The sequence below is a fragment of the Paraburkholderia sp. RL17-381-BIF-C genome, from assembly GCF_046026435.1.
Taxonomy (GTDB): domain Bacteria; phylum Pseudomonadota; class Gammaproteobacteria; order Burkholderiales; family Burkholderiaceae; genus Paraburkholderia.
On sequence record NZ_JARESX010000124.1, the window covers coordinates 1 to 12696 of the forward strand.

The 12696-nt window shown below is 56.4% G+C and carries 10 protein-coding genes; 7 read left to right on the plus strand and 3 right to left on the minus strand.

Annotated features, from left to right (window positions below; all coding sequences use genetic code 11):
• Positions 1-1092: 1092 nt before the first annotated feature.
• A complete protein-coding gene (locus P0D70_RS35025; protein ID WP_408187874.1) occupies positions 1093-2085 on the minus strand; it encodes a helix-turn-helix domain-containing protein in 993 nt (330 codons plus the stop codon).
• A gap of 184 nt (positions 2086-2269) precedes the next feature.
• Here P0D70_RS35025 and P0D70_RS35030 point away from each other — a divergent pair, with 184 nt between their 5' ends.
• The 7 genes from P0D70_RS35030 to P0D70_RS35060 all read left to right on the plus strand — a co-directional run bounded on the left by P0D70_RS35030 (position 2270) and on the right by P0D70_RS35060 (position 9942).
• Positions 2270-3238, plus strand: a complete 969-nt coding sequence (locus P0D70_RS35030; RefSeq protein ID WP_408187875.1) for a polysaccharide deacetylase family protein — start codon at positions 2270-2272, stop codon at positions 3236-3238.
• Between the two features lie 237 nt (positions 3239-3475).
• The gene (locus P0D70_RS35035; protein WP_408187876.1) at positions 3476-5107 is read left to right on the plus strand and encodes an AMP-binding protein; all 1632 of its coding nucleotides are present in this window, start codon (positions 3476-3478) and stop codon (positions 5105-5107) included.
• Between the two features lie 113 nt (positions 5108-5220).
• The gene (locus tag P0D70_RS35040; RefSeq protein ID WP_408187877.1) at positions 5221-5997 is read left to right on the plus strand and encodes an SDR family oxidoreductase; all 777 of its coding nucleotides are present in this window, start codon (positions 5221-5223) and stop codon (positions 5995-5997) included.
• Positions 5998-6013: 16 nt separating this feature from the next.
• Positions 6014-6505, plus strand: a complete 492-nt coding sequence (locus P0D70_RS35045) for a MaoC family dehydratase (protein WP_408187878.1) — start codon at positions 6014-6016, stop codon at positions 6503-6505.
• Positions 6502-7422 (plus strand): SDR family NAD(P)-dependent oxidoreductase, encoded by a 921-nt coding sequence (locus P0D70_RS35050; RefSeq protein ID WP_408187879.1) that lies wholly within the window; start codon positions 6502-6504, stop codon positions 7420-7422. The genes P0D70_RS35045 and P0D70_RS35050 overlap by 4 nt, the downstream gene beginning before the upstream one ends.
• Before the next feature lie 18 nt (positions 7423-7440).
• Complete coding sequence (locus P0D70_RS35055) at positions 7441-8625, plus strand: acetyl-CoA C-acyltransferase (RefSeq protein ID WP_408187880.1); 1185 nt, start codon at positions 7441-7443, stop codon at positions 8623-8625.
• 123 nt (positions 8626-8748) lie between these two features.
• Positions 8749-9942 carry an OmpP1/FadL family transporter gene (locus tag P0D70_RS35060; RefSeq protein ID WP_408187881.1) on the plus strand — a complete coding sequence of 398 codons (1194 nt, stop codon included), beginning with the start codon at positions 8749-8751 and terminating at the stop codon, positions 9940-9942.
• Positions 9943-10501: 559 nt separating this feature from the next.
• On the opposite strand, the gene P0D70_RS35065 is transcribed toward P0D70_RS35060, so the two are convergent.
• Both P0D70_RS35065 and P0D70_RS35070 read right to left on the minus strand, forming a co-directional pair.
• Positions 10502-11704: an acyl-CoA dehydrogenase family protein gene (locus tag P0D70_RS35065; protein ID WP_408187882.1), complete on the minus strand. Its 1203-nt coding sequence runs from the start codon at positions 11702-11704 to the stop codon at positions 10502-10504.
• A gap of 63 nt (positions 11705-11767) precedes the next feature.
• Positions 11768-12397: a TetR/AcrR family transcriptional regulator gene (locus P0D70_RS35070; protein WP_408187883.1), complete on the minus strand. Its 630-nt coding sequence runs from the start codon at positions 12395-12397 to the stop codon at positions 11768-11770.
• Between the last annotated feature and the right edge of the window lie 299 nt (positions 12398-12696).

Here is a 12696-nt window from a genome sequence, read left to right on the forward strand (position 1 = left end):
GGGGTTGCTAGTCATTTGTTACGTTTATCGTGATGCGCCGCACCCAAGTCGCGCGGTCAGTCGATGAGGCTGCAACAGGTTTGTAAGATAGTGCTCGCGCGCATGCGAGCAAACCCCCGGTTCGAGCTAGCTATTGGTCAAGTAGCCCTGTGGGGCGATCTTGCGCGCCTCAACCGCTCTTATCAGCTTGTTAAGTCAAGGTTTTGGCGCAGGTATATAGAACAACTCATCCATAAAAATCTGTCAATGAGGGCCGGCCCGGATATGTCCTGTATGGCTTAGCGAGAGCGTTTTTCACGCTACATTGCCTTGTTCCAAGTTCGCCGGAATTTGCCAAACATCTTAGGATATGAAACAGTTGTTGCGTAAAATGGTGGTGTGCGGGGAGGCTGTTCAACGAAGACATTCACTTTGTAAGTCCGTTTCCGACCTACGCCTACGGCGCTTCGGTCTCTGCGAACAGCGCTTGGTCAGTCGACAGTGTTTGGGGGCCGGCTGTTCGGCCAAGCTGCCGGCGACCACCTATGCCACTCATGACCGCACGCTCAAATTATTCTGCCGATGTCGATAGCGCAGCACTTGGCCGGCTGGAATCGAGTTGTTGCGAATCGAGCCGCTGGCCGACCCACAGTAGGTATCGCAACTGCACCCAGCGTCACGATCCCAGGGTTAAGCCATGATTCGCTGGAGATCGACAGAATGGTGGTGTCTGTGCCGAGTAGCGCGCAGTCGGTGTCATCAACTGCGAGGGCATTCAGCCCGACCGGGTGCGCGACGTGCTCAATTGGCTTAGCGAATTCGATGGAACTCACGAGGGCGAGGGTGATCCTCGGTCAGCGCGCAGCATTGCCGGGATACGGGGTGGAGCGGAGGAGGCTACAGTTTCAGGGGCAGTTTTGGGCGTCTGTTCCGTCTTCCGAGACCAGTTCGTCGTCGGGGCCATGCAAAGCAGGGCAGGAGGTAGTTGGCGCCTAACCGCCGAGGTTGTCGCACTTCAAGCTCAAACGCGGGGCCGCCGTCGGCGCTGAATTGGATTACAGGGCAGATCCGCGCGTGGTCACGTGCCGGCGATGGCTGCTGCCGGATAGCCGGTCATGGGCGGTGCTCACGGTGAAGCAATTCGTCTCGCGGTGAGTACCCGAATCTACGCTTATATGCCGTGCTGAAATGGCTAGCATTTGCGAAGCCAGATGCATAGGCCACGCTCGCGACGGACTGCCTTTTGGGACTTTCCTTGAGTAGAGCCCTTGCTCGCATGAGCCTTGCTTCGAGAAGGTAGTCGCTTGGACTGGTACCTTCAAGTCTAAACAACTTCTGCATGTACCGTGAGGAGATGCTATTGGCACGCGCAATGTCTTCGATCGACAAAGTGTCATCCAGCAAGTGCTGATGTATGTGCTGCTTCAGGCGACGCAACAAGGCGAGTTGAGTGACGTTTGCCTGTCCGCGTAGATCGGTTTGACCGTCCAGCATCAGCGTTACCAAATCTAGCATCTGCGCCATCGTGTAGCGGAATTGGTGGTCCTGCAACCGCTCGACGCCCTGACTCACGCCCATGACATACGCATGGAGCACCGAGGCGATAGCGTTCTCGACTGGCAGCAAAAGCCCGCAAGCACTCGAAACATCGGGAAGGCGCCCTTCTAGCAATGCCCGATTGCAAGCGATCAATGCAATGGATACCCCTTCACCATAAGTCATGTCGTGAGGCTTTGACATGTCGACCAGCAAAATGCGTCCAGGCGTTAACAGCGCTCGATTTCCGCAGTGTTGCACCAGACACTCTCCGGCCACGCCGACCATAATTTCGAACCGGTGGATGGCGTCAGACGCTGCATGCCCAGCGGTCCTCGTACTCGATGCCGCATTTCCCTCAAACTCGACGAACTGAAAGTTTGCGTCTTGTCGCGCGCGAAGTCGGCCTAGATAGCCGAGCCCATTCTTCCGCTCAAACCGCAGACTCCCGTGCAGTTGAACCACTGCATCTTCCCATGCATCGAGTTGAAATCTCGGATCCAACTCGCTCGTAGAGATCGAAAGCATCCGCGGTACATCAGCATTGCAGGCTTTTGTTAGGGAATTCATCGTTCCACCCAATGGCCGTTTTATCGTCGGCCGGTTCCAGAACATACATCCAATGCGCATTCAAGACAAGCGGCTGAAGTTCGCTTGCAGAAAGCAGGTGGTTCGCTTTTGCGAAAACACCTTAGCGCGCCGACGAATATGATGCCGTCAGATACATATATCAAAAAGAGGGAGACATTTAGCCATGGTCACTTCTGTCGAAGAAGGACTGCCCTTGGAAGTTGCTATCACAGTAGACGAACTGCTGCTATGGGATGACGCGCCCATGCCTGAGGGCTACACCCGTGAAAAGGTTGTGACGTCGGTGATTGAAACACTCGCCAAACATCAGATTAATGGAGTTTACGGGTTCGCTCACACGTCGCCGCTGGATAATGACTCAGGATTGAAAGAAATTCTGCGGCACTGGGTTGATAGTGGACATCATCTTGGGAACCACACTCATTGTCACGCCTGCCTGAATTGGGTGTCGGCAAAAAACTACTGCGAGGACATCGAGCGCTCAGAGGACGTCATCGGCGACCTGATTGAGCGAGCTCCGGGTCGCTACTTCCGCTACGCAATGGACATGAGCGGCGATAGCGCGGCAAAGCGCGGTGAGGTCGAAGACTTCCTAGCAAAGAAGGGTTATACCAACGCGCCTATTTCCTCGTGGTTTAACGATTTCGCCTGGATCGTTCCACATACCCGATCTCATTTGAATGGTGACAAGGAAGCATTGACCATGCTCAGGCAAAGCTACGTCGAGGCGGCCGTCGCACAGTTGCGTGAAGCTGCAAAGGCGGCACGCCTGGTGTTTGGCCGTGATATTCCTCATATATGGCTCATTCATGGGACACCCATCGCCATGGATTCTCTTGACGATATTCTCACGGCGTTTAAGCGGCTGGGCGTTCGATTTGTCAGTCTCGATCACGCGATGAAAGATGTAGCCCATCGAGCGATGCCTCAAGTAAGCCCAAAATTCGTCAATCAACTTCAACGATTTTGTCTTGGGCAAGGAATATCGATCGACAAGATGACCCCCTCGATGCTTCACGCTGTCCTTCAAGCATCGCCGCGGGAAGGCATGGATAGCATCGCACTGTATGAGAACTTGCTTCGCGGGCTCTGTGAACGCGCGGGCGGAAACTACGAGTGGGCGTGGGCTTAACAATCAACGCATAGGACGCGCGCTTCTCACCAGTATTCACCCGTCGCGGCAACCGGTTGTGCTGACTTGGCTTGTGGTTTCCTCGCGACAGTCCGTTTGGGGAATCGATTGGCTCAATGGTCTGGGTAAGCGAACTGCCCGCGCTGTCCACGCAAGGAATTACATCACTCTTCGAGCCGAGGCGGTTGGCGGTTGACCCGCCACCGTCCCGGTGGATGCACTAACGATGAAAAGCCAATGAACAACAGACACTGGACTACGTCCTACGGATCCGTTCCTGCGGAAATTGACCCCGAGCGGTACAAATCGGTGAACGAGTTGCTGGAAGAAGCGATGCGTCAGTTTGCTGACAAGCCTGCGTTTCACGCCAACGGACAGACGCTGACTTACGCGGATGTGGATCTCCAATCGACCGATTTTGCAGCCTACCTCCAAAGCGTGGTGGGCGTCAGGAAGGGCGACCGCGTGGCGGTGATGTTGCCCAACGTCCTGTCGTTCCCGGTCACGTTCGTTGGTATCACGAAGGTCGGTGCTATCCAGGTTAACGTCAACCCTCAGTACACCGCGCGCGAGCTCGAGCATCAGCTCAACGATGCCGGTGCGCGTGTGATTGTCGTTTGCAATGGCTCTACATCGACGCTTGCCGAAGTGATCGGGAAAACTGGCGTCACTACTGTCATTACGGTGGGACTTGGTGATTGTGGAAAAGTAGCGATTCCGGGACCCGCCGCCGATGCATCGTTGCGTGACTCGATCACGCTGCCCAAAGCGATTGAAGCTGGTGCCAGCCTGCAACTGACTCCTGTTGCTGTGTCTGGCGACGATGTGCTCTTTCTACAGTACACCGGAGGCACGACGGGGCTGTCCAAGGGCGCAGTCTTGTCACATCGCAACCTGATTGCCAACATCGAGCAATTCAAAGCGTTTTCGCCAAACGTCCTGCGTGTGAAAGAGGAGGTGGTAGTTACAGCGATACCTCTCTATCACGTATTAGCTTTGATGGTGAACTTCCTCAGCTATTTCTCAATCGGAGCCGAGAATTGGCTGGTAATTAATCCACGTGACGTCGGAGCACTGATCGACGTGCTGGAAGCTGCGCGACCAACTGTCTTCATAGGTGTCAACACCCTATATGCTGGCTTGGCGTCACATCCGCGGATGACTGATGTTGACTGGTCGCGCTTGCGCTTATCCGGCGGCGGCGGTGCGGCCGTGCTCGCTACCACCTCGGATCGCTGGAAGCAGGCGACAGGCAGTTTTATCCGCCAGGGGTACGGGCTGTCCGAGTCACCGATTGTCTCGTTTAACCCTGACAATATCGTCGAGTTCAACTCCACCGCTGGGCTACCGTTGCCATCAACCGACATTAAGTTGCTGGACGACAACGACATTGAAGTCGATATCGGCGAAGCGGGTGAAATTTGCATTAAGGGACCACAGGTCATGGAGGGTTACTGGGAGAACCCTGAGGCAAACGCAAAGTCTTTCACACATGACGGCTACTTCCGTACTGGAGACGTCGGCGTTTTCGACGGTAAAGGGTTCCTGAAAATCGTCGACAGAAAAAAAGATATGGTCATCGTCTCCGGATTTAAGGTCTATCCAAACGAAGTTGAGGCCGTTGCTACCTCTTTCCCAGGCGTGGCCGAATGTGCCTGCGTCGGCATTCCCGACGAAAAAACAGGCGAGGCAGTCAAGCTGTTCGTGGTAAAGGCACCGACTGTCGAGATAGACGAGGCTGCGTTAATTGCCCACTGCCGTGCTGGCATGGCAGGCTATAAGGTTCCGAGGGTCGTCGGCTTTGTCGACGCTCTGCCGAAATCCAGCGTCGGCAAGATTATGCGGCGAGAGATGCGGGACGTCTCCTGATTAGCAGAGTCGTTTCAGGGCCGAGGCTCGACAGCCGCTAGCATGCGGCGCTCGGTCTATCCCGCTGTGTCCTGCATTCACATTACCAACTAATTGAGCGACAAGGAATTCGTATGTCCAATTGTCAACTCTTCGACATTAGCGGCAAAGTCGCTATCGTCACAGGTGGCACCCGTGGTATCGGCTACATGATTGCTGAAGGCCTGGTCAAAGCAGGCGTGAAGACTTATATCGTCTCGCGCAAGGCTGATGCATGCGCTGATGCGGAGCGCGAACTCAAAAAGCACGGAGAAGCCATTGCGATCGCCGCCGACTTGTCTGCGCAAGACGCTGCCGCTGGATTTGCTGCTGAAATGCTGAAACGCGAACCCAAGATTCACATCTTGGTGAACAATGCCGGCGCTACCTGGGGCGCACCGTTCGACGATTTCCCGGAAAGCGGCTGGGACAAGATCATGGATCTGAACGTACGCTCGGTTTTCTTTCTTACGCAGCAACTGGCGCCGGCGTTGCGGGCCGCGGGAACTGAAGTAGATCCCGCCCGGGTCATCAACATTGGTTCCGTCGATGGCATGACAAGCCCCGAGATGGAGAACTTCTCCTACTCCGCCAGCAAGGCCGCTCTCCATCATATGACTCGCCATCTCGCGAAGCATTTGGGACCCGCGAACATCAACGTTAACGTCATCGCGCCGGGACCTTTTGAAACGAAGATGACTGCGCAGGTGCTTAAGGAGCATGGAGACGCGATCGTTAAAGCGATTCCGCGTGGACGTACGGGGCAAGCGTCGGACGCGGCCGGAACAGCGATTTTCCTGGCGTCAGCAGCGTCTGCGTATATCACCGGCGCTGTCATTCCCCTGGATGGCGGCTTCTCTACCACGCGATGAATAAAGGAATTGGTTTATGACAGCACCACGAGTTAGTCCGGATGAACTCCGGACGATGGTCGGGAAAGAACTTGAGCCTTCACAGTGGGAGCTAATCGACCAAGCGCGTATTGATGCGTTTGCCGAAGTGACCGGCGATCGACAATTTATCCACGTCGACCAGGAGAAGGCGAAGGATAGTCCGTTTGGGGGCACTGTGGCGCACGGGCTTCTGGTCCTGTCGTTACTGCCAGGGTTGATCGAGAAATCGGTACCAATCCCGTCGGACGTTGGCGTCACGGTCAACTATGGGTACAACAAGATTCGATTCCCATCGCCAGTGCGAAGCGGCAAGCGTGTCCGAGCGAAGTTCGTGATCTCGGACTTCAGTGTGCCGTCTCCTGGTCGCTACCAGTTGATCTTCATTGTAACGGTCGAGATCGAGGGCGAATCAAAGCCAGCGTTGGTCGCAGAATGGATTGGCATATGCCTGGTAAATGATGCCAAGGAAGAGGAGAACCGAGCATGAGCAAGCAGTTCGAGGGTCGGGTAGCCATCGTCACCGGTGCGGGAAACGGCCTTGGTCGAGCGCACGCCCTTGGTTTGGCGGCACGTGGTGTCAAGGTCCTGGTGAATGATCTCGGAGGCGGGCGTGACGGAAGTGATGCGAGTGCATCGTCGGCTGATGCGGTCGTCCAGGAAATTCGAGCCGCTGGCGGTGAGGCGATGGCGAATGGAGCCAATGTCGCGAAGTTCGAAGAAGTTCAGTCCATGATAGCCGCGGCAAAGGATGCTTGGGGTCGTGTGGACATCCTGGTCAACAATGCGGGCATTCTACGCGATGCGACTTTCGCCAAGTTATCGCTGGACGATTTTTGGGCAGTGATGGACGTTCACGTGCGAGGCACAGTCAATTGCACGAAGGCGGTCTGGGATCTGATGCGTGAGCAGAAGTACGGCCGCATTGTCCTGACATCATCGGCATCCGGTATCTATGGGAACTTTGGTCAGTCGAGCTACGGAACAGCCAAGGCCGCTATGGTCGGCCTTATGAACGTGCTGCACATGGAAGGTGAGAAGTACGATATCCGTGTGAATGTGCTGGCTCCAACCGCAGCAACGCGCATGACAGCCGGATTGATCCCCGAGCACGCAATAAAATTGATGACGCCGGAGTCCGTTACACCCGGCGTTCTCTTCCTTGTCGGTGACGATGCGCCATCGAAAGTAATCCTCGGTGCCGGCTGTGGTGTCTTTACGCGAAACTTCGTCTACGAGACTGAAGGAGTCTATTTGCCGGAAAGCGAACGCACTCCGGAAGTTATCGCAGCCCGCTTTGCTGAGATATCGAACCCGGAGAGACTGACCGCGTTGGAAAGTGCAACGCACCAGACTTTGCGTTTCGTCGACAAGGCGACCGCGGCCACCTCAACTGCTTGCGATTAATGACCAGGAACCAATTCTATGCGTGAAGCCGTTATCGTCTCCACCGCCCGCACCCCTATTGGCCGAGCTTTTCGTGGCGTATTCAATGACACCAAATCGCCGACGCTGATGGCACACGCCGTCCGCCACGCAGTAGAGCGTTCAGGCATTGAACCCGACGCGTTCGATGACATGGTAATCGGTACCGTGCTGTCGGCGGGAACGGCCGGTGGCAATCTCGCGCGTCATGCAGTGTTTGCGGCAGGGCTACCGGTCACTGTGCCTGGGCAGACGTTGGATCGTCAATGCGCGTCCGGTCTGATGGCCATAGCGTCGGCAGCCAAACAAATCGTCGTAGACGGTGTGGAAACGTGTATCGCTGGCGGCCAGGAAAACATCTCTGCGGTACAGAACGAATACGCTGCATGGGGCGCGAAGACTATCGATCCGCGGGTCGTAGAAATGGTCGAGCACGCGTACATGCCGATGTTGCAGACTGCGGAGTTTGTGGCCAAGAAGTACGGGATTTCTCGAGAGGACCAAGACCGGTACTCTCTTGAATCCCAGCGACGTACTGCCGCCGCGCAGCAGGGTGGTCGGCTATCGACAGAGATCGTGCCGATGCATGCCCGGATGAAGGTGCAGGATAGAGATTCGGGCGAAATTAGCTTTCGCGATGTGCTTCAGGACAAGGACGAAGGTAACAGGCCGGACACGACATTGGAAGGCCTCGCGACGCTGAAGCCGGTGGTGGAAGGCGGCTGCGTTACCGGCGGCAATGCTAGTCAGCTGTCTGATGGAGCATCTGCATGTGTACTTGCAGACGCTCGATTTGCAGAGCGCCGAGGCCTCAGTCCATTGGGAATCTATCGTGGCACAGCGGTCGTGGGCTGTCCGCCTGAAGAAATGGGGATTGGGCCAATCTATGCAATCCCAAAGCTCCTCAAGCAGCATGGCCTGAAGATCGACGACATCGGCCTTTGGGAGCTAAACGAGGCGTTCGCCTGTCAAGTGCTCTACTGCCGGGACAAGCTCGGGATCGACCCTGAGATTTATAACGTGAATGGCGGCGGCATCTCGATCGGACATCCATACGGTATGACTGGTGCTCGCCTTACAGGCCACGCGTTGCTGGAGGGAAAACGACGGGGCGTTAAGTATGTCGTCGTATCTATGTGTGTCGGTGGTGGTATGGGCGCGGCGAGTCTCTTTGAAGTCATCTGACGAAGATGTAGGGAGAGGGGATTCGGCTATGAAGACCTTCTCCTTCTAGTACAAAAAGAGGCTGAAAAGAATAACAGACGGATTGATTATTAAGTTAGTAAAACTAAATAAATGGATGGAGACATGAATATCAAGATGACTAGCATTAAACGGAACCGTACCATTTTTGCGCTGTCCGGTATTGCTCTTGCCGTTTCGACCTCGAATGCCTTCGCAACCGATGGTATTTATTTCACCGGTAACGGAGCAATTTCCTCCGGTATGGGCGGAGCAGCGATTGCGCTTCCGCAAGATGTGGCTTCGGCGGTCGACAATCCGGCAGGGCTCGCAGAATTGGGATCTCGAGTTGATTTTTACGGGAATGTAGTGCCGCTTAAAGCTGATTCCACTTTTGGTTCAACCAGTAATCACCTCTTTTCCAGCCATGTCATTCTGTCTCCAGGTTTCGGGCTGAATTATCAGATTGCGCCACAGTGGACATTCGGCGTTGCGGTTACCAGTGCAGGTGCGGCATCGAATTATGGACGTCCGGTGCTTCCCGTGTCAGGAGCGGGTGATGCCAAGGCTAGCCTGATCGTCGTTAATACAAGCCCGACGATCACGTATACGCCCCTGCCTAGCCTGTCTATCGGCGCGTCGCTTGTGTTTGGCGTTGAGCAATTTCGTCTGAACGGACTGGTTGCGCAGGGGCCTGATGGTTCGCTCGCTCCAGTACCTACCCACGGGAATCAATATGCGACTGGTATTGGTGCGGGGATGGGCGTGCTCTGGACACCGACTAATATGGTGTCGTTCGGGGCATCGTACTTCACGAAGACTTGGTTTACGGCGCTTCCAGGATATAAAGACGACGTACTGTCGGCGAGTGGTGGGCGTACAGACAGTCCGTCTAGGTTTGGTGTGGGTGTCGCAGTGCGGCCCTTGCCTGGGTTGACCATTGCGTTGGATTATCTGCGCATCGAATGGTCCGGCGCGGCTGGTTATAACACATCAACAACGTGGGGGTACCGCGATCAGAACGTTGGCCGCGTTGGGATCTCATACGATATCAACGGGAAATGGACCGTCCGTGCCGGCTACAGTTTCGCCAATAACAACGTCGATTCCAACCACACCGTGGCGAACATGTACGGGCCAGGCATCATCCCTCGCGCAGCGACAGTCGGAGCTACCTACGCGATAGACAAAAACAACCTCATTACAGCTGCCTTCGAGTATGACATTCCGACGACGATCGTCGGAACGGGACCGAGCTTGGGAACTAACATTCGCGCGAAATACCAGGTTTACACAGCCGGGTATACACACAGGTTCTAACGGTCCGGGCTGCTAGCTCGTGCGGTGCGCCAATCAAAATGCGAACCGTGCTGCTTCACGGGAAAGACGTACTCCGACCTGATATCGCGCCATACTGACAGTCATGCCGATGTGCAGCCGTCGTCCGACCGCGAGAGTGCGTCGGAGTCGTAGAGCATCTTTTCCATGACCAAATAGAGGTGGTGTAGCCCGGCGCTGGGCGCTCGCCGAAACTGGTCATGCATGCGATTGGCGCTATAAGACGGTAGCTACTCCAGTGTTTCATTCAGCCACGTATTCAATCCTGTTATGCAAGGCCTGCGCTGACCATTCGCAATTCCAGCGTTGTGCACTGCAGTCAAATGAGGTTGGCCGGTATATTGCCGGGCCGCTGTCAGGCCATGGTTCCCATATGCGTATGTAGAACAATTCGTCCATAAAAATGCCACATACGGCCTGAAGCGGGGAAAGCTTATGTAAGCGTGCGTGCAGCGGCGCAGACCCATTGGAGACGGGAACAGGCTTGTTACTACCGGCCTCTTATCCAGTCGGTCTATGCGAAGTTGTCGTGTGCAGGCTTCTATAGCGACGGGTTTGTGAGCGGCAGGCGGAGGCGGGCGCGGCCGTGCTCGGTCGCATTGACTTCCCAGTTGATCGCGGTGTGGCGCGATGCCACCGCGATATCCCGATAGTATCTTGCGATGCAGTTGGTCGCGTAGGCGCCGCGGGCGCCAATCAGGTCCCATACGATCTCGGCCGCCTGCCGGGCGAGCTGTCCTGCGAACGCCGAATTGGAGCGATAGTTTGACCGCTCCATGGGCGAATACGTGCTGTCAGCCGCGGCAAACTCCATGATCTCCCGGCAGTCTGCGCGAATGAGCATTTCGGCCGCCTGCAGTGATGCCGATACTTCGCCGACGCGCATCTGGTGGGTCGGGTAGTTCGCGGTGTCTTCGCTGGTCCTGAGGGCCTTGCGGCCACGCGACTGCAGCAGGAATTGCTCGAACATCCCTTCCGTCATGCCGATCAGGCACGCGGCGGGCAGAATGCCGCTGATCATGAGCAGTGGCGGACGGAAGAGTGCGCTGCGATTGAGGGCTTTACCCGGGAAGTCGCCACCCTTCATGTGTCGGATTGACAAGGTGAGATACTCGGGAACGAATATCCTGTCGACTGTGACGTCGTGGCTGCCCGAGCCGTGCAGGCCGATTGGGTTCCAAGTGTCGAGGATTGTCAGCGAAGCGGTGGGAACCAGGAAGTAGCGCTCTTCGTCGGGGGCGGAATCCTGCTCTACCATGCCGGCAAGGATGCACCAGTCGGACGCCTGCACGCCGCTCACGAAGGGCCACTGTCCCGACAGTTCGTAGCCGCCGTCGACCTGCCGGGCCGTGCCGAGACGGGGCACCAGAATCCCGCTGACGAGGTGGGTAGGATCGCTCCAGACTTCTCTCTGGGCCTCCACCGGCCAGTGGGCGATCATGTAATTGTGGAACAGGTACTGGGCCAGACACCATGCCGTGGAAGGGCAGCCGCTCGCAATCGGAACCAGTACGTCCACGAGGTGCTCGAGCGAACCCTCTGCGCCGCCGAACGATTCGGGCTGCAGCAGCCGCGCTACGCCCGTGCGACGCAGATCGAGGCTGGTGGCTTCAGGGAGCCGGCGATTACGTTCTGCCTCCTCCTCCCGCTCTCTCAGGACAGGAATAAGGTTACGCGCAGCGGTAATCAGGGTTCGGCTTTGCACTCGTTGGCCCCTGAAATCATCGGGATAGATGACAGTCAACTATAAGCTCCCTGAAGGTGGTGGCGAACGAGGCCGAGCAAGGACGAAGTCCGCATCACCCAATCAATTTACGGCATTTGTTAGCGCTTTAGCAGACGGAGTACCGCCTAGGGCCACGCCGAGATCCTGGCTCAGGAGGTCGAGCAGCAGGCGACGACAGCGCTCGGGCGGCATGTCCTGCGGATCGGCCACCATGGGCAGACAGAGCCCGAAGGCCGCGCCAATAAATTTGAAGGCGATGTCCGCCGGTTTGCGGTTGGGGTGGAAACTGCCCTCCTCAACGCCGGCCTCGATCAATCTTATGATGATCTCCGCATAAAGCCGGTGAACCTTCTGCACCTCTGCCTGCAGCACTCCGTCAAACGGCATACGCCCAAAAAGGCTTAGCCAGAACCGCCACTCCGGGATACCTGCGGGCGAGGGCTGGCTCACGAAATCCACGAGGGCGACCAGACGGGTCGGGGCGTCGCCGCGCCGGTTCTCGAATTTGCCGAGTGCCTTGACAAACTGCAGCGTGGCATCGTTGATCGCGTCCAGCGTGAGCGCGCGCTTGTTGCTGAAGTAATGGGTGATCACGCCAGACGAAATGCCCGCTACCTCGCTCACCTCCCGGATCGTGAGATCGCGCCAGCCATTGGTCGACAGGATGTGGATCACCGCATCCATCACCTGCCGGCGACGGATTGCTTCCATCCCAAGTTTCGGCATTTTCCTACCCCTCGAATAACATCGAACAACCATTTTAACTTAACAGCATTGATGTGGCGGCGCAATTGGGGCTTTCGGGCGGGGAAGATCCCCAGTCGGAAGTGCTTGCATTTGTTTTTTATACAACGTATGTTCTATAAAAAACGGACCCAACGGAGATTATCTTGAACACGCAAACCGCATTCAGCCTCGAAGAAGCGCCCGTCATCGAGCGCGCCGGGACCGCGGACGAACTGATCGAGCGCGCCCGCGCGCTCGCCCCCGCGCTGAAGGAGCGGGCCGAG